The organism is Paenibacillus sp. FSL H7-0735 (genome assembly GCF_038008505.1).
In the GTDB taxonomy this organism is placed as follows: domain Bacteria; phylum Bacillota; class Bacilli; order Paenibacillales; family Paenibacillaceae; genus Paenibacillus_AQ; species Paenibacillus_AQ odorifer.
Genome location: NZ_JBBOZH010000001.1, coordinates 255,023 through 273,590, shown reverse-complemented (window position 1 = coordinate 273,590; position 18,568 = coordinate 255,023). Strand labels below are relative to the sequence as shown.

Annotated in this window: 15 protein-coding genes and 1 pseudogene; 7 read left to right on the top strand and 9 right to left on the bottom strand. The window is 44.0% G+C overall.

All coding sequences use genetic code 11. The annotated features are described in order from the left end of the window. Positions 1 to 189 precede the first annotated feature (189 nt). Positions 190 to 2,571: a GH36-type glycosyl hydrolase domain-containing protein gene (locus NSS82_RS01325; protein WP_076272818.1), complete on the top strand. Its 2,382-nt coding sequence runs from the start codon at positions 190 to 192 to the stop codon at positions 2,569 to 2,571. A 74-nt stretch (positions 2,572 to 2,645) separates the two neighbouring features. On the opposite strand, the gene NSS82_RS01320 is transcribed toward NSS82_RS01325, so the two are convergent. The 5 genes and pseudogenes from NSS82_RS01320 to NSS82_RS01300 form a co-directional block, all read right to left on the bottom strand. Continuing rightward, complete coding sequence (locus NSS82_RS01320) at positions 2,646 to 3,056, bottom strand: hypothetical protein (RefSeq protein ID WP_036687183.1); 411 nt, start codon at positions 3,054 to 3,056, stop codon at positions 2,646 to 2,648. Then, a complete protein-coding gene (locus NSS82_RS01315) occupies positions 3,049 to 3,498 on the bottom strand; it encodes a LytTR family DNA-binding domain-containing protein (RefSeq protein ID WP_038568151.1) in 450 nt (149 codons plus the stop codon). Before NSS82_RS01315 ends, NSS82_RS01320 begins: the two co-directional genes overlap by 8 nt. Before the next feature lie 209 nt (positions 3,499 to 3,707). Continuing rightward, positions 3,708 to 6,292 (bottom strand): annotated as a pseudogene (locus tag NSS82_RS01310) (metallophosphoesterase). 3 nt (positions 6,293 to 6,295) lie between these two features. Continuing rightward, positions 6,296 to 7,561 carry a class I SAM-dependent methyltransferase gene (locus tag NSS82_RS01305; RefSeq protein WP_036687179.1) on the bottom strand — a complete coding sequence of 422 codons (1,266 nt, stop codon included), beginning with the start codon at positions 7,559 to 7,561 and terminating at the stop codon, positions 6,296 to 6,298. Positions 7,562 to 7,586: 25 nt separating this feature from the next. Next, positions 7,587 to 8,378, bottom strand: coding sequence for a nucleotidyltransferase domain-containing protein (locus NSS82_RS01300; protein WP_076105209.1), 792 nt, complete (start codon positions 8,376 to 8,378; stop codon positions 7,587 to 7,589). 229 nt (positions 8,379 to 8,607) lie between these two features. Between NSS82_RS01300 and NSS82_RS01295 the strand changes: the two genes are divergently transcribed. From NSS82_RS01295 to NSS82_RS01285, 3 genes are all read left to right on the top strand, one after another. After that, a complete protein-coding gene (locus NSS82_RS01295; protein ID WP_038568144.1) occupies positions 8,608 to 9,921 on the top strand; it encodes a helix-turn-helix transcriptional regulator in 1,314 nt (437 codons plus the stop codon). Further along, positions 9,908 to 10,705 (top strand): WYL domain-containing protein, encoded by a 798-nt coding sequence (locus NSS82_RS01290; RefSeq protein ID WP_076105208.1) that lies wholly within the window; start codon positions 9,908 to 9,910, stop codon positions 10,703 to 10,705. The genes NSS82_RS01295 and NSS82_RS01290 overlap by 14 nt, the downstream gene beginning before the upstream one ends. 200 nt (positions 10,706 to 10,905) lie before the next feature. After that, on the top strand, positions 10,906 to 11,127 hold the full coding sequence (locus NSS82_RS01285; protein WP_036687168.1) for a helix-turn-helix domain-containing protein: 222 nt from the start codon (positions 10,906 to 10,908) through the stop codon (positions 11,125 to 11,127). A gap of 135 nt (positions 11,128 to 11,262) precedes the next feature. Here NSS82_RS01285 and NSS82_RS01280 read toward each other — a convergent pair whose 3' ends face one another. Beyond that, complete coding sequence (locus NSS82_RS01280) at positions 11,263 to 13,416, bottom strand: pectate lyase family protein (protein WP_076272819.1); 2,154 nt, start codon at positions 13,414 to 13,416, stop codon at positions 11,263 to 11,265. A 343-nt stretch (positions 13,417 to 13,759) separates the two neighbouring features. Here NSS82_RS01280 and NSS82_RS01275 point away from each other — a divergent pair, with 343 nt between their 5' ends. Further along, entirely contained in the window at positions 13,760 to 13,936 is a 177-nt protein-coding gene (locus NSS82_RS01275) for a hypothetical protein (protein ID WP_169744731.1), read from the top strand. Positions 13,937 to 14,047: 111 nt separating this feature from the next. Here the strand turns inward: NSS82_RS01275 and NSS82_RS01270 are convergent, their stop codons facing one another. Beyond that, on the bottom strand, positions 14,048 to 14,185 hold the full coding sequence (locus NSS82_RS01270) for a helix-turn-helix domain-containing protein (protein ID WP_081386638.1): 138 nt from the start codon (positions 14,183 to 14,185) through the stop codon (positions 14,048 to 14,050). Between the two features lie 173 nt (positions 14,186 to 14,358). On the opposite strand from NSS82_RS01270, the gene NSS82_RS01265 reads away from it, so the two are divergent. Further along, entirely contained in the window at positions 14,359 to 14,829 is a 471-nt protein-coding gene (locus NSS82_RS01265) for a DinB family protein (RefSeq protein WP_162164288.1), read from the top strand. Between the two features lie 51 nt (positions 14,830 to 14,880). After that, on the top strand, positions 14,881 to 15,327 hold the full coding sequence (locus NSS82_RS01260; protein WP_036687161.1) for a YdeI/OmpD-associated family protein: 447 nt from the start codon (positions 14,881 to 14,883) through the stop codon (positions 15,325 to 15,327). 235 nt (positions 15,328 to 15,562) lie between these two features. On the opposite strand, the gene NSS82_RS01255 is transcribed toward NSS82_RS01260, so the two are convergent. Together NSS82_RS01255 and NSS82_RS01250 are read right to left on the bottom strand one after the other, a co-directional pair. Continuing rightward, on the bottom strand, positions 15,563 to 16,879 hold the full coding sequence (locus NSS82_RS01255; RefSeq protein WP_036687159.1) for a BaiN/RdsA family NAD(P)/FAD-dependent oxidoreductase: 1,317 nt from the start codon (positions 16,877 to 16,879) through the stop codon (positions 15,563 to 15,565). Positions 16,880 to 16,910: 31 nt separating this feature from the next. Next, positions 16,911 to 18,218 carry an aminoacetone oxidase family FAD-binding enzyme gene (locus tag NSS82_RS01250; protein ID WP_178944225.1) on the bottom strand — a complete coding sequence of 436 codons (1,308 nt, stop codon included), beginning with the start codon at positions 18,216 to 18,218 and terminating at the stop codon, positions 16,911 to 16,913. Positions 18,219 to 18,568: the final 350 nt, after the last annotated feature.

The window sequence follows — 18,568 nt, the reverse complement described above, 5'->3', positions numbered from 1 at the left end:
CACCTTTCAAGGTGTCTTTCGCTTTACACCTACCAAAAAAGTTAGCATTTTTGTTCGTTTTTTCGCTAAAATATAGGGTTATCGATTTACTAAAAGTATCTTATAATAAAATTACACATGGATATTTTACCCCTTTGTGAACGCGCGTTTATAGATTGACCCATTAACCACTTAATAGGAGGAATGGTTATGCAATATGGTTATTTTGATGAAAAAAACAAGGAATACCTCATTACCAAGCCGAATACGCCTGCCCCTTGGGCGAATTACCTCGGCTCGCCGGAATATGGCGCGATCATCTCAGGTAACGCAGGCGGTTATAGCTTTGTAAAATCTGGCGCAAATGGGCGGCATATCCGTTACCACTTCAACTCTAAGGACGAGCCCGGACGCTATATTTACGTGAGAGATTTGGAGAACGGGGATTATTGGTCCGGCTCCTGGCAGCCTGTGGGTAAAGATCTGGAGCAATATAAGTCCGTATGCCATCATGGAACCGGATACACGAACCTCGTCTCGGATTACGATAACATCCATACAGAATCATTATATTATGTGCCACTGAACAAAACCTACGAGGTGTGGCGCATGAAGGTGCGCAATGATGACTCCAAAGCACGCAAGCTGGCTCTCTTCGGATTTGTTGAATTAACCAACAATAACAACTACGAGCAGGATACCGTCAACCTTCAGTACACTTTGTTTATTTCACGGACCTACTATAAAAATAATATGATCCTTCAAGTCATCAATGAAAACACCCCCGAAGAACAGACCTGGAGATTCTTCGGCGCTGCAGGTGCAGAAGTTACCGCTTATGACGGTGACCGGGATACGTTCCTAGGCGATTACCGCAGTTATGGCAATCCAGCCTCTGTCGAGAACGGCCAATGCTCCAATTCATTAAACTACAATACTAACTCCTGCGGTGCCCTGCAGATTAACGTAGATTTGCAGCCGGGAGAAGAGAAAGAAATCGCATTTCTACTGGGACAGTATGATGAGAAAGGCGCTTCCGAGATTCTCAGCCATTATAAAGACTTGTCCGTGGTAGATAAAGAACTCGAAGAGTTAAAAGCATTCTGGCACAGCAAGCTTAACCGCTTCCAGGTCCAGACACCAAGCGATAACCTGAACAACATGATCAACACTTGGAATGCATATCAATGCTTTATCACTTTCATCTGGTCACGAGCAGCCTCTTTCCAATACTCCGGTCTTCGTAATGGACTGGGCTATCGGGATACGGTGCAGGATATTCAAGGCATCATTCATCTGGATCATGAGATGGCCCTTGAACGTCTTAGACTGATGATATCCGCCCAGGTTTCCAACGGCGGTGGACTTCCGTTGGTGAAATTTGACCACAATCCTGGGCATGAGGGCACACCGGATGATCCGGAATATGTACGGGAAACTGGTCATCCCCATTATCGGGCCGATGACGCTTTATGGCTGTTCCCAACCGTCATTAAATACTTGAATGAAAGTGGCAACTGGGATTTTACAGATGAAATAATCCCTTATTCGGATAAAGGTGAGGGCACTGTGTACGAGCATTTGCGCCAGGCGCTTCAGTTCAGTCTGGATCGTATGGGCGCACACGGCATGCCGGTTGGGCTTCATGCCGACTGGAACGATTGTCTACGGCTTGGAGCGAAGGGCGAGTCGTTGTTCGTCGCATTCCAGCTGTATATGGCATTCAAGGTGTTCATGGAAATTGCACAAAATAAGAACAAGCCTGAAGACATTCAATGGGCGCAGGGCCTGCTTGATGAGCTGGACGATAACATTCAAAAGCACGCTTGGGAGAACGATCAATTCGTCCGCGGATTTACAGAAGACAACTATACCATCGGCTCCTGGGAGAATGATGAGGCCAAAATTTGGCTTAATCCGCAAAGCTGGGCCGTATTAAGCGGTGCAGCCCGCCCGGATCAGGCGAAGCTCTCCATGGACAAAGTGTATGAGAATCTGCGGACCGATTACGGCACTATGTTATTCTACCCACCGTTCCGTGAATACGGTTTTCCAGTAGCGTTGATGGCTCTTTTCAACGCCTCAACTAAGGAAAACGGCGGCATCTTCAGCCAGCCGCAGGGATGGCTCATTCTGGCGGAAACCATGATTGGCAACGGTGGGCGCGCGTTCGAATACTTCCTGAATTGCAGTCCGGCCAGCATGAACGATAAGGCCGAAATCCGCAAACTCGAGCCTTATGTACATGGCCAGTTTGTCGAGTCCAAGGACAGCCCATATCAAGGCCGGGCCCATGTCCACTGGCTGACCGGCACCGCTTCAACCGTGATGGTCTCCTTGGTGGAAGGTATTATGGGGGTTCAACCGCAATTTGATGGCCTTCGCCTCAACCCGTGTGTTCCTTCCGACTGGACAGACTTTTCCATGGTCCGGGAATTCCGTGGGAAGAAGCTGAACATCCAGGTGGAGAACAAGAAAGGTGTACAAAAAGGGGTTACCCATATCGTTATTAACGGTGAAGAAATTCAAGGCAACCTGATCCCCGTCGCCAAAATGGCGCCAGAAAACAACGTGCTCGTTATTATGGGTTAAAGCGTATTTATGAGGAATAGATAGGAGGACGGACCGATAAGGTGCATCCTCCTGTTTTTACAATTAGAACAAGGTTATTTCAAAATTTTATTTAACTCCTCAGCTTGTTTCCTGCTATTAATTCTGGCGTAGAAATAGAAAGCTATAGTGTGCAGTATAACCGATAACAACAACATTCCAGGCAACCAGGGGCTTATGAAGTTGAACATTTCTTTTGAGAATAACCACACCATTCCCATTCCGCCAAATATACTGAAGGTCGAAGAAATCAGAATATTCCAAAGCGGTCTTAACGTGAAATAGTTCCACAACACATTGTACATCACTCCGAATATCCCCGCGGAAATAATGGCGATACCTGCAATACGCCATAGATATAACATATCAATAGATTGATCCTTGAAAAACACAGTTAACAGTAGCGTTATCCATAAAGAAGTTAAAGTAAACACCTGAAAAAATGAATTTTTTAATTGATTAACCATGATAGTTCCTCCTGAAATTTTTAATATAATAGCGGCTGACAAAATAACAAGAACCATTCGTCAGAATCACTTTTATTCTCGCATTATCCGTTGCTGAGAACTCTTTTATGTAGCTGGTGTTGATTATGGTCTGATTATTAATTTTTATAAACTGAGGTGAATTCAGAACTTCTTCAACAAATTTCAATCGTGTATTAAGAAGAAACATTTCTCCCGTAATTACACGTACACTGCACATACGGCCTTCCGGCTCTATGACCGCGATTGAGCTGGATACAATCGAGACATTGCGATCATTTTTGGCGTTGATGACCATGATCCGTTTCTCCGATGTTTGAATGGCTACTTCGATATTTGCCCAATGTTCCTTTTCAGCCGGGTGGGTTGTTACTTTCGTAGTACCCCGGTCCATTTCTATGTCCTCTTCAAAAATGATTTCCAAGTTGTGCTGCCTCCTCTCAGGTTTCATATTATTATCAAAAAAGGCCTATGACCACTATCTTACGTTTTCTTGCATTAATTTGTCTGTTTGTTGCAAGATAGCTGTTTCCGCTTCCTCCCCGAACGAAAAAAAGACTGCCGGGACCTTCCCGACAGCCTGAACTCATTCTCATAATTGGCAAACCAAGTTTCTTCGCCTGTAACAATCCTCTACAACCTCGGGTCGATCTCTTTCTCTTTCGTTACCTCGAATAACAAGTTTGCTGCAATTTGCTTGTAGTCCTCGTTGTCAGACGAGATCTCATCCAGCTTCACTTCTAGCATTTGTCTGCCCAGCCGGTGTTCGATTAAGGACGTACGAAGCTTAGGAGCGATATTCTTCTGCTTCATCAGCTTGGCATACTTATGTGGAAACTTGTAGTTGTACCCGTAGATGATCGACAGGTAGCCCGGATTGCGGACCTTCATGTATGGGACTACCCCCTTCTGTTCTTGCTCCGGTTTGATTACAATTCCCTCCATATGTTTCTCTACCGTTATCTTTGCGAAATACTCCTCTGCTCTGATGTAAGCATCAGGCTCTTTCAAGTCCAGAACCAGAAATTCATCATCATTTAAAAAACTGTATAGTTCGGAGGTTTTGCCGTCAGGTAACCGTTCAGCGCCATTCTCCAGCACTTCCTTCAGGATTGCAAAAGGTTTGTATGCTAATTCCGCATCACCCGCATACAGCTCCAGTTGCTGCTTGTATACTCGGTAGGCTTCGTCACGCTGGTCAAGATCTACATACGATTCTCTTATGTCACGGACATGCTTAAAAGTCTGGTAAACATGAGACCCATAGTTATTGCTAAGCGTCTCTTTCGACATATGGTGCTGGTCTTGTTCAAACCCGCTTACTTCAAAATCCTGTATCAGTTTACCCAGTGACTCCTCAAATCCATATTGTCTTAAGAAATCCAGCTCTGTCTCCAGCGCCTTGCCAATTGGCCGGAACTGACGCTCAATTAACCCATCCCCAAGCGCCTTCCAAGGCAGCAGCTCGCCATCCAGTAAAAGCACACGGATCTCCTGCTCAGCCATATAGGTTCCGAATTTATGAAGCAGCTGTTCGTAGATAGGCGTCAGATCGACCGCCTGAACCTTATAGCCGTTCCGGCTAATTGCGTAACACTGCTCTAAGTTCCGATAAAGGTACAAACTACAGCGTGATCCCATATATTTAGGCTGCAGAACGACTTCTGAAATACGACGTTCGGCAAAATAATCCAACCCTTTTTGCAGAGACTCAAGCTCACCGGCAGCCACATCCTTATCCGCAGGTGACATCGTCCCGGAGATGAAGTTGACCCGGTTCTGCGAGGAATACTGCAGTCTGCGCACAGACTCGTAATCAAGCTCCAGCAAGGATACGGTTTGCTTTTCCCGGAACAGGATAGGTAGCTCTTCGTGCACCGTAGTCACATGCGATTTTTGACTTTTATAGAAAGGTTTAAACGACATGCGAACAGAAGTTAGTTCATTACCCTGCGCACTCCCTGTGTCAAGGTGGAGTTTGTTTTTGATCCGAAAAGTCTGCTTGGCTGCAATATGTCCGAAGAGATGAAAGGGGTGATTACTCACAGCCTCTTGCTTTAGGAAATCAAGCTGTTCCTCAAAGGAAACCTCACGATCCAGCCGAAAGTTACGCTGATGGCGTAGTGAATTCGTATCCAGCTTACCAATGTACTTATTACGGCAAGGAGCATGGGTAACATAAAAAGAAGGACCTTGCATACCGATATAGCGGTAAAAGGGCTGGGATTGCTCCACTAAAGCCGAAAATTTACTAAAAAGCGCGGGATCCTCCTTAAGCACTTGGGTGGAATCAAAGTACGTTCTTAGCAGTTCCGGATCGGTTCCTTGAATCTCCCCCTTTACGTACTTGTATACAAAGTTCTCGTGATTGCCCATAACAAATAGGAAATGCTCGCGGTTATCAAATAAGAACTCAATCGTCTCCCGCGTCTTTTTACCCTTATCAATCCAGTCACCAGCAAGAATGACTCGTGTGTTACTGAGCTTATCTGTTGCACTTAACTTACCTTCGTGCTCCCGGTAGCCGTAATTACGTAATAGTCCCCGAAGCTCTTCGACACACTCATGAACATCCCCAACCACAATATACTCTTGTGCTTGTAGAAGTACCGTAGATGCATAAGTATCCCAATCCTGTATAATCACCCGGTAGTCCGGATTAGGTATCCCTTCACCCTCGAGAATAAAATCTTTAGCACGCACTTTATGAATCTTGTTGTAACCTTCCCGTGACAGAACAGGCAAGACTTCTTTTCTGAGCCGGTTTAAATGATTGGAGATCAGCTTCTTCGAGCGCTCTGAGGCGTAGTAATCCTCCCGTTTGCGGTAATCAAACAGAATAACCTCCAGATTGTAATTATTTTGCCCGGCGATCTCACGGACTTTACTACGATAATCTTCGGATAGCCCAATGGTATCCATCACCACAAACTCCGCATTAATCGGAAAAGAAGTGACTAACTTCAATCTCTCAAACAATAATTGAAAGGTATGCGAACTCGCTCCAGCATAACCTGATCGTACTTATCATAGTCATAGCCCAATATCTCCTGACGGATACTATCCGAGGATAAGTACTGCACATTCGTACGTAACCCTTTAGAAACATCCTCTAGTTTTAACTGCGGGATCAGAACTTCTTTAGCAAAGGTCGATTTCCCACATTCCGTTGCTCCTACAAGCAGAAATATGGTATGTACACGTGTTTGAATTTCCACTGTCTATTCCTCCTTTCTTCGCACAATAGCGCATTGCGTCGTACGGATCTCGCCAACCCGGTCACCAACCATCAAATATTCGACCTCGACTGCTAAACCTTGAATCGTATCCAAAACCCATTGCCCGAACGCTTGCTGTCCCATTTCCCACTTGTGATCCTCATGCCGGAATCCTTCCAGCTCATAATAACGATTGAAATCAGCATTCGGTGTGGTCACAATAAGCTGTTGAAAATTCACATTACCGATTATTTGCTGAATAAGCTCTGCTGCCTCACCCTCACTCATGTGCTCTACAACTTCTGTTAGAATCACATCAACCTGCTCCCCGTTGTACGACTCCAGAAAATGGTCCAGTGAGCCAAAGGTTGCAATGTTATCAATGTCCTTAGCTTTCGCTTTCCGATTCACAACCTCCAGCAGCTCCTCAGCTATATCTACCGCATAATAGGTACTCTCTATTTTCCCGGCAAACGGAATTGCATAGAAACCTTCTCCGCAACCGATGTCCAGAATCGGCTTATTGAATGGAAGCACACTCGAAATAAAAGTACGCCGCTGCATCGCAGTACCGCCATACTCCAGCCCAATAGAATACTGGTCCGTTTGTTCGATGGAGGCTTTATATCGCTTGAACCGTTCCTTTGAGGTAAGGAAATTCCTTGCAAATAGACTTCTTATATAAAAGGGTGCATCAATGACGTTAAGGCTGCGGATATATTTATCCAAAATAGCATCCGAAATATCTATGTACTCATCCCCAAATATGGATAAGAACAAGGACAGCACACCAACAACATGCAAGAGGTGATACAAGCTTTTATGTGTGGTAATCGTCAGTGAATAGCTCTTATGTGCCTGATGCTGCAAGGAGAAGGTATATCCCTTTAAATGCTTTTGGAAAAATTCAATATAGTGTATCCGCTCAACCTGAACCATATTAATGAAAAAAGAATGCTCATATCCTTCCGCATCCCGTTCATCCTGGGCTTTGAAGGGTGTAGAGAAAAACTCATTGACCGCATTAAGCGGAAATAGAGGTGTATTAAACCGGGAGACATTTAAATACTCAAAGCTCTCGCTTCCGTTTTGCTTGTAGGATATATCGTTATCTGCATCCTTAAAATAAACGTTATAAGTTGCCTCATCAGAATACCATCCATAAGCCACTCCCTGACGAACCGGACGAAGCTGCATACCTGTCACTGGATTTTTTTTAATTAAAAAAGTGAATTTTGGATTCGTAGATTTCAGTTGTACAATAGCCACTACCATCTTCCTCCTATCAATCTTTCTATAGGGCCCGTCCCCATACTTCCTGTAAAGCTTCTCGAAATAGAGCATCCAGCTGATGATCTCTGTTGTTCTCCTTAGCATTCAAGGACGCCGCCACCTTATCCAACACTTGGAACTGTTCTTCTAAATAATCGTTAATCACGGTTAGCTGCGGTCCGTAGTCTAGTTCTTCACCGGATTTTTTTCGTGCCAGCAATTGCTGAATCACCTGCCACAGCTCTTCATCCTTCGGAATAAGCCGCTCTACCAGTACATCGAACTCCATCGGCGGCATCTCTCCATATCGGTGAGTCCACTCACAAGCTAGAACGGGACGAAGCACATAAAAGTACTTTTTGATCTTGACCTGTTCGCCTTGCAGATAATCACGGTAGTTCCCTCTTGCCATGTTTAAATAATGGTACATACAAGACTTCCGCGAAAATGTGTACGGGGAGATGCTTCTAAGCTTCTCTGCTATACTGTACTTTTCTGCATATTGAATGGGTGATTGCAGCCACTCCAGCAGCGGTGGATTTGACTTCCGGAATAAATTCAGTGCTTTACGCAAATCCCAGCCATTGATATCAAGCATATTGTTAATAGGACGCTCGATCACATCCCGCTTATCAAAAATAGATAGATACCATTCCGGTTTATGCAGATAAATAAATCTCACATCATAATCACTGTCCTGCGATGGGAATCCCCAGGCCCGGCTGCCTGATTCGCAGGCATACAATATTGTAACTTGCTCCTCATATTCAATCTGTTCCAGCTGCTCACAGATAAGCTTGTTTATAGGATCCATCTTCATCCCTCCAGATCGGTTACTTCCCTATTCTCTACCATTGATACTATTCGAACGCCTCTTCAGAATTGCTTCGGCTTCATGGATCTATCTTCGCTCATCTTCCCTGTAACGAACAGGGCGGAAGTATGGCGGCGGCCAAAAATACTTCCATTTTATTCAACTCTGGTGCTTAATATAATAAGTACTACTATTTCTAATGGATTCGCTACAGGCTGGAGGGATACAAATGGCCCGGGAAAGTTTTGACAAGGAGATTCAATTTCTTCGCATGCTCTCTTTAGCGGGGGGAGCTTACAGCAGACAACAATTCGCCGATCGTCTCGGCATTTCTGTACATACCTATGACAAAACGCTGCGCAACCTGAAGGGCATGGTAACCGTCTTACAACAAGACCTGCCTACAGAACAAGGAACGGAACTCTCTGAGTGGCTCCGCTATAACTATTATGAATCTGCCGACCCGCTGCTCCTGTTCTTGTTCCGGGCGAAGTCGCTTAAGGAAACGGAGAGCATCCGGCTTACTCTACTATTAACTGCGCTTCAGACTCAGGAGCTAACGGCTAAAGATCTACAGGATGTCTGCAGTGAGCAAATGCCAACCGATTGTCCAATGCCCGATGAGAAGACCATCCGTGGAGATCTGAAATATCTTGAGGAAGTTGGCGTTATTCTTCGTGTAAATGAGGGCCGTCCTTATCGATACAAGGCTGCTAACGATCTGATTGATCAATTATCGGGCGATCAGCTCTTGGATCTTTACGACTATGTTGATGTCATCGCCAACACGCAGACTCCGTCGGTGCAAGGTTACCTGCTGCGCGACACCTTAAAAAAGGTCCTGCGGAAGCGGGGTTATAACCCCGAAGCTACGGAAACCCATAGATACAAGTATAATTATCATTCACGTATTCTTGACGAGGCACACCTATACACAATTTTTGCAGCGATTCAGCAGCGAAAAAAAATTAAGTTTCTATATCTATCCCCTAAAAAGGGCAAAAACTACGCCTCTCAGAATACCAATCCTCTCTTTGAGCGGGAAACAAGGGGCGTCACAGAAACCGTTCTTCCCCTCCGCGTCATCTATGACCATCAATATGGGCGCTGGTATTTAATCGGACATAATTCACGTATGGGCATCATGAAATTCCGAATGGAGGGCCTTACTCAAATTGAGGAGGGCGACACTGTGGAAGAATCAGAGTTTGCTCAGAAACTCAGCAATCTGGAAGAGCAGATGACAAACAGCTGGGTTATAGATACCACCAGTGCAATTAAAGTGGCTGCGAGATTTTATAACCCCAATCGCTCTGGTGTTAATTTTATTCGGGAGCGGGTTGAAGCGCAGGGACAGTGGGGAGTAATTACGGAAGAGTCCGATTCTACATTCCTTTATGAGATCACAGTGAATGGTATTTATGAAATTAAGCCGTGGTTACGAAGCTTTGGTTCGAGCTGCGAGGTATTAGAACCCCCTTGGCTGCGTAAGCAATTTATCGCGGAGTGGAAGGAGATTCACAGCTATTATGAATCCATTTGAGAAAATATTTAACTTCCAAATCATTTCACGCCTCGACGAAGTGGGTTCATTAGCGCTGACCTCCCAGGAACGTTCCTGGCTGAAAACCATGTTAATGCACCCGGCCTCAGAAGCAGCTTTTACACTGGATACCTTAAGTGAATTGAACTCCATATTGGAGGCAGAAGCGTCCACAGAAGTGCAGGGAATTATTATGGAGAAAGCTAAAAGCAAAGAGCGGCAGGTCTATCACCCAATGCTTCGTACACTCCGCCGTATAATCATGCAGAATCAAGCGATCCTTATTACTTTCCATATTAAGCATGGAGGCCAACGAACTGACCAAACCGGGTTCCCTCATAAGCTGGAATACAACATGTATAAGCGGGAGTGGTATTTGCAATGGTACAGCACCCGGCAACGTTCTCTTATGTCCACTAAACTAAAAAACATTGTTTCTGTTGAAGTAGCTCCCTTCCCTGCCAAACGGATTGATGACTTAAAAGCAAGAATAACGCGATTATTAGAGGATCAGAAAGAATGTGCATGTATTCAAGTCATTCCCACCTTTAATGCTGAGCTGTCCCGAATTCTGTACGCCTTTTCCTGTTTTGATAAATCCGTGTCCTTTGATGAAAATTCGGGCATCTATCGAATCAAAGTCATCTACATGAGAGACGACAGCGAATTCCTATTGTCCAAAATCCGTTTTCTTGGCCTGCGCGTAAAAATCGTCGAGGGTGAGCATCTTAAGCGGCGCATGCTGAAATCCGCAGCTATGGCGATTGACCGGTATGGGGAATAACCGAGAATTAGTATAGGCTGGTCAACTATCCTGAAGCGCTGAAACGTGCTTATATAGTAAAGTAAAAGACACGGTTAAGATGTCTTTTACTTTACTTACAGCAGCTTTCTTAAAAACTGAGAGGTTTATTCTCATGAAAAGAAAATCCGTCTTATGCGTATAGTCAAGATGAAAACTCAGAGTTAGTGAGGCGATTAGAAGTGGGAAAGAGAGTTATAGTAAAAATATCAGAATTGACTAAAAAACATAAGATTTCCCTACGAGAATTGTCCAGAATATCCGATGTCCGACATGCTGCATTAAGTGAGTTAGCTAATGGAAAAAGGGAGAATATTAACTTTAGTCATATAAGCAAAATTGCAGAAGCTTTAAATATTGAGGATATTCGTGAGATTATTGATTTGGTTGATGATAAAGATTAATCAAATAAACACAAAATTGATAGTTTTTCAATCGACAATAACTCAAGTAATAAGACCATAAGAAAAAGCAAAGAAAAGCGACCCCTACAGGTCGCTTTTCTGATACTCCATATTAAAGTAGAGGCGGTCAGTTCCCTATTCCAGCTTCATATAATACAGATTCGCCGTACTATCTTTTGTAATGGTATGCGCACCTGCGGCCAGAGAGACAGTGGCAATGCCATTGGTTATAGGGTAACTTGTTCCATCCACTTTGATTTTCGTTCCCTCTGTGTTGAACACTAGGGTTAGCGTTGAAGCTTTAGCAGAAGTGAATTGAATGCTGGTTGCACTCTCAATTTTTAGACATTGGGATAGGGTTAAACCCTGATATGCCACAGTTCCCTTACTTGTTGAGAGATTGCCTTGGATATTGAAGAAGCTGCTTGTTGTTCCATCAGTAGTAAAGTTGTGAACGGTTGCTCCCGCTGTCGGCACTGGCGTTGTCGTCGGTGCTGGAGTCGCCGTTGGTACAGGAGTTGCTGTTGGAGCTGGGGTCGCTGTTGGCACAGGAGTTACTGTTGGCGTAGGTGTTACTGAGGGAGTCGGAGTCGGGTTCGTTGGGTTTGAATTCCCCCCTACAGAGACAAGTCCCGTTGTGTAGCCTCTGATTGCAGACATCAGCGCTGTATTCAGCGCATACGAAACGTCATCCACTGAATCATTAAATTGCCATGTGAAGTCTCCGCCATTCAGACGTCCGGCTTTTGCCATAACAATCTGTTCAACATTGCTTACGTTATCAATATTAGATACGTTCACTCCTGTATTTACGCTCGTGTCGAAGTTATTATAGGCTGTTCCGCCTTTTAGTGCTTTGTATGAGCTTGGGACGGTTTCATTTCTGGACGAAGCTAAGTAAGCATCAAATGAGGTAACATTAGCAGGAGCTGTCCCTGTGTTTGAATTCGCATAGATGAGACTTGAAGCCTCAACAATAAGATTGTTATAGGCTTTAATCACACCTCCATTTTCGCCTGAGAACGTGCCCTCCCCTAAAGCATCTGTACCTTGTAAGGAGATCATCATTGGAAACTTAGCATGTCTAAAATAATTAGATTCTACAAAAGCTGAAGCACCTGTAGTTACACCCACACCGTATTTGGAGATACCATCGAAAAAGTTGTTATAGATATGGACGGAAGCCACTCTAATCCGCGGATGACGGGAGTCCGAATGGTCAAACCAGTTGTGGTGGAAGGTAACAAAAAATTCAGCCGGCTCACTCAAACCAACTAGCGAGGATTTTCCGGAATCCCAGTAATGGTTGTAAGAGATTGTAATATAGTTGGATCCATTTTTAAGGTCTGTGGAACCGTCGCCCTTGGCTTGGTCTGCATCGCCTCCAGCAGCTCCATAAAAAATATCATTATTATGCACCCAGACATTCATATTGCCGGAATCCATTGAAATGCCATCGTCAGGGAATAACATTACACCCAGGTTTCTTACTTCCACATTACCTACATATCTTAGAAGCATTCCCCAACCGTACGCGTAAGCATCATTCCCGATACCTTCAATAGTAATATTCATTTCCGAATAATTGTTTTTACCTTTGACTTCAAGATACCCACTGCTGTTAAGCTGTCCACTCAGATCAGCAGCTGTAACTTTTCCGATAATTCGGATCGCAAGTGGAGTTGTATCATAACCTTTTTGTCTCAGTGTCAGAATACCACCCAGGCCAACCCCTGTTTGTACAGCGCCGGAGCTGTTGATTTTCACACCAAGGGTTACGGTTTGCGCATTCTGAGAGGTTATATACAGCACTTGAGCACCATTCTTGAGGGTTCCATTCTCATTATAAGCCCCTGATCCTGTACCATATTGCGAACTAGTCGAAAAAGCAAATCCTGAGCGGTCATATGACGTTACGGATAGTGGATTTGAAACCGCACTTACCGTCCCACCCCCTGACAAGGTAGCTTCAACTTTCATCACATAATTACCGGCTGCAAGCCCAACAGCATCTGCTCTCCAGTAGGAAGAATATTTGCGGATTAACTCATTATTAATTTGTTGATACCCAGAATCCGCTGCACTTGCCAATTTAACATAAACGTTATACCCTGTCGCATTGCTTACAGGTGACCATTCCGCATATGCCGTTTCATTCCAGCCTCCACTGCCTGTTACCGCAAGACCAGCAGCATGCACCACCGTATTTGTCCATCCACCTACTATTAAAGAAAGAGCAAGAGAAAACAACACAACAATACTGGTTACCTTTGCAACTCTTTTTTTCATTTTATTTCCTCCCGATTTTAATTTGTTGCAGATATTATTGTAACCGCTTGCAAAAAATGAAGTTTCTCTTTTCACCTCCTAAATATTTAGAAAGAGATCCTGCATCTAGCCCCTGTATCCCTTCGAAAATAATACAAATTCTGGAACCAGAACACGTTCAACATATCAAAACTAAAAAAGGTTCCGAAACAATCATTTACTCATATCTCCCATATCTAACCGTGTTCTGAGCTAATGATTATAGGACAGCGAATGGATTGTGATCATACAACACGAATAGCCACACAGTAGCCAGCACATAATAAAATTCACAACCATTAGGTAAACAAGGAGGAATTTTCAATTGAGCGCAAATAAACCAGACAAGAATCTGATCAACACTGTAAAAGATTTGGAAGCCACGCCCGTAAACAGCCTGGAAGCCCAACAGCAGCAACAAGCCCGTAATGATCGCCGCAAGCAATCTCAGCATGACAGCGACGGCAAATTCACGGAAAATGAAACCGGGAACTTTCATTAAAGTCGGGAATACTGTTGGAATCTTCTTTTTAAGCTGCAATAACGTAAAAAGACACCCTTCAAGGTGTCTTTTCTTTTACTACCTATGGAGCCGCATCATAATGTATTTCCTTTAATCAATACGTATCAACTGCTCATCCTGTAATCCAAGCAATGATTTTTTCACGGTCTCACGCGCCGTTCCTGTCATATCCGCCAGGTGTTGATGCGTTAATTTCAAATCGATTAGAACACCTTCATCAGAGGGCACTCCGTGCTGTTCTGTGTCATTAAATTATGATGTGACATTTTTACATTTTATGGGTTTATGATTGAGCATATTTCACAATTTTTCCAAATGCACCATCGTAAAATGGAAGGTTTTGGTTGCTGAGAACAAGAATAAAGTTAAGATTCTAAAATTCAAGAAGTGAGTTGATGAACATGAGTGATAAGATGGTGGCTGTTTTAAGAAGACAGTTTGATCCAACCGTAGAAATGCTGAAGAATCTTATCGAAGTATGTCCTGATCATTTTTGGAAGAATGCCAAGCATAAATACTGGAAGCATATATTCCACGCTACAACCAGCATGAAATTTTGGTTTAGGCAGCAGAAGGATGAAGAATTCAAAATACCTGACTTCGGTAAAGATATAACAGAAGACTTAGATAAGGAATGCTCTGACTACCCTACTAAGGAGGAAATGACGACGTACCTAGAGGAGATATTGAGTGTGGCTCGTAATTTTTTTGATGAACTTACTGACTGCAGATTATTGGAACCATGTGTACTATACGAAGAAATAACTAAAACTGATGTTATCCTCATGCAGATAAGGCATGTTCAACATCATATAGGTTATTGCAACAGCATATTGAATTCGAATCACCTAGAAACAGCAAAGTGGCTATGATAAAATGAGTGACCGAAATCAGCTTCTTTACCACGAGGAGTGTTATTTAATATGGTTTATGAATTTGATAGTGAGATAAAGCTGCTGGAAGGTAAAATGAAATGGAAAGTAGTCTATTTCCCCTATTCAGTAAGGGAGATATTCAATACTAATGGTAAAGTACCTATTCAAATCTCTGTTGACGGGTACGAATTTGACCATACTTTATTGCCGTCAAAGAATGGGCATTATTTTGTTTATAACGAATTTATTCGAAGAGCATTACAAAAAGAGCTCGGTGATACATTACATATAATACTTAAGAAATGCGAGGAAAATCGTAAACTGATTGTGCCAGATTACATTACTACAAACCTTGAAGAGTACCACATGCTGAATACATTTCTAAACCAGCCTGATTACATTAAACGAGAGCAGATTAATTATATTGAGCTTGCTAAAAAGGAAGATACAAAAAATAGACGAATACTAGCTCTAATTGATAAACTTAAGGATTAATAAAGGGACGACAATAAAGTTGAGGTAAAATGAAGACATCAGAGTTAAGCAACGAATATTGATATTTCGCTAAACCCCAACAATCATTTTTAAATGAGCACCAAACTTTAAAAAATCACAAAAAAGCGATGAGAAACAACCCTCATCGCTTTCACATTACTAAAACCAGACTTGTTACAGCAAACCTCTGCCTAGTAATAGGTGATCGTTTAAGAGTCAGCAACCATCTGCCCCCTTACGTGGTGCTAGCACGTCGATCAGCAAGCGCCATCGCGGCGGCATAGCCGGAGCTCCAGGCCCATTGCAGGTTATAGCCGCCGCAATCTCCATCGACATCCATCACCTCACCTGCCAAATACAGTCCAGGGACTAACTTAGATTCCAACGTTCCTTCGGTTAGCTCCGTCGTATCGATGCCACCAGCTGTTGTTTGTGCATTAGTAAAGCTATTGGTATCGGTCACTTTAAATTCCCAACGCTTCAAGATTTTATAAAATATTTTTTTTGTTTTCCACGAAAGATCCTGACAAAGCAGGTGCAACTGTTGATCAATTCCAGCCTCCTTCAGCAGAACTGGAATCAGTTTCTTGCTGACGATACCTATAAGGGAATCGGCAACCGTCCGGTGTCCGAAGATCCCCCAGTGGATCTCCAGAAAATCAATTAACTCTTCCTCCGTGCGCTCCGGCATTAAATCAACCGACAATGTCACCGATTCTCCTATTCCGAGATTATACGCAGCCTTTCTGCTGAGCTGAAGTATGGGCGGGCCCGAGATACCATAGTCCGTAAAAAGAATCTCACCAGACTCAGTGCGGATGACTTCATTGTTTACGATAACATGGGCCTCTCCCTCAAATTTGATGCCCGATAGTTCCTTCAAATACGGATAATCCAGCTTCAATTGTACAATGCCTGGCACCGGGTTGATCAAGGTGTGCCCCAGACGTTGGACAAGCGTATAACCGGAGCCGTCCGTTCCCGTTTTGGGAGCGGTAAGGCCGCCTGCACATAGAAAAAGATAGTCGCTGGTATACACAACCTGTTCCTCTGTCTCCGTCTGGCAGGTTATCGCGAACCGCGGATGTCCCGCCGAAACGGTAACATCCAACACTTTATGTTTATAATATACGGGAACATTCCGATCCTCCAGCGCCAGCTTAAATACACCCGGCACCGAAGCCGCCTGCAGCGACATCGGATACATCCGGCCATTCTCCAAGCTTACAAAAGGAAGCCCGAGCGAGGAGAAAAATTCGATCGTTTGGCGGACACCGAATTGCCGCAATACATGTATTGGGAATCCTTCCTGATTACTGTGATACTTGCGTGATAAAGCGGCCGCTTCATCCGTACCGGTGGCGGTGGATTGGTTCGTAATGTTGCAACGCCCGTTACCCGTCGTTATTATTTTCTTCCCCAGCCGGTCATTGCTTTCAATAATTGCTGTATCAATACCTTGATCCCTCGCTGTAACTGCAGCCATTAGACCTGCAGCACCCCCACCGATAATGAACAGCTCGTGGTGCTTAGAAGTCTGATCCTTATACATGTTAATTGATGCATCCCTTTTCCTAATAAATTTATTGAATTGACTTAGCTAGCGCCATGGCGGCCACATATCCGGAACTCCAAGCCCATTGTAGGTTATAGCCGCCGAAGTCTCCGTCCACATCCATCACTTCGCCAGCCAAATAAAGCCCAGGTACTAGCTTGGATTCCAGCGTTCCTTCGATTATTTCCGACGTATCGATGCCGCCAGCTGTCACTTGTGCATTCGTAAAGCCATTAGTATCCGTCACCTTAAATTCCCAGCGCTTCAAGATTCGATAAAATTTCTCCTTAGTTTTCAACGACAGAGCCTGGCAAAGCAGCTGTGGCTGCTGATCTAAGCCGGTCTCCTTGAGTAGGACCGTAACAAGCTTCTTGTTAAAGATGCCAACGAGAGAATCTGCAACCGTCCGGTGTCCAAAAGTCTCCCAGAGCCTTTCTAAAAACTCAACTAACTCTTCCTCCGTGCGGCCAGGCATCAGATCCACCGATAATTTCACCTGTTCTCCTCTTGCAAGATGATACGCAGCCTTCCTGCTTAGCTGGAGAATTGGCGGACCAGTAATACCATAGTCCGTAAAGGCAATTTCGCCCTGTTCACTGCCGATGACTTTACTGTTTACAATAATATGAGCTTGTCCCTGAGATTTGATAGTGGACAGTGCTCTCATATTCGGATATTGCAGCTTCAGTTGCACAATGGCCGGTAAAGGCTCAATCAGGGTGTGTCCCAGACGTTCAGCAAGTGTATACCCAGGAGGTTCTTTTCCCGCATTTGGACCGGCAAGGCCACCCGCAGATAGAAGTAGATAGTCGCTAGTATAAACAACCTCCTCCTCTGTCTCCGTTTGGCATTTTATCTTGAAGCGCGGATGATTCTTCGAAACAGTAACATCCAACACTTTGTTATTGAGGTACACCGGAACATTCCGATCCTCCAGCGCAAGCTGGAAAATATCCAGCACCGCTGCTGCCTGCAGCGACATCGGGTACATCAAGCCATCCTTCAATCTTGTAAGCGGAAGCCCGAGAAAGGAGAAAAAATCAATGGTCTGACGGATGCCAAATTGCTGTACTACCGCAAGTGGAAATCCGGGCTGATTACTGTGATACTTACGCGATAAAGCGATTGCTTCATCTGTACCCGTTGCAGTGGATTCATTTGTAATGTTACAGCGGCCATCACCTGTCATTAATATCTTCTTTCCAATCCGGTCGTTACTCTCCAGAATGGCAGTATCGATACCCATATCCCGCGCAGTAACAGCGGCCATTAATCCAGCAGCACCTGCGCCGATAATAAACAGCTTGTGGTGCATAGAAGTCTGATTCTCATACATGGTTGATCAATGCATCCTTTATTCCAATTTTTCTAAAAGCACAGAAGCACTTTATTAAATTATAGCATAAGTGTACTGGTTTTCATTTATCTCCTTATGTACTCGTCACATCTTAGGTTAGCCTTTTATCCCTTGACTGCAATTTAGTCCATAAACAAGAAAAAAACCGCTTTGTCAGCGGGTCTTTCGAATAGAGCCTAGGAGAGTCGAACCCCTCTCCGAAGATAACGGCACATAAGCTTCTACGAGTGTAGTTACAGTTTTGAATTCCCCTAGAAGCATTCTAACCAATATTTGATAAGTCATTCTGATTAAGGAGACTGATCAAAGATAACTCCTTAGTATAGTGA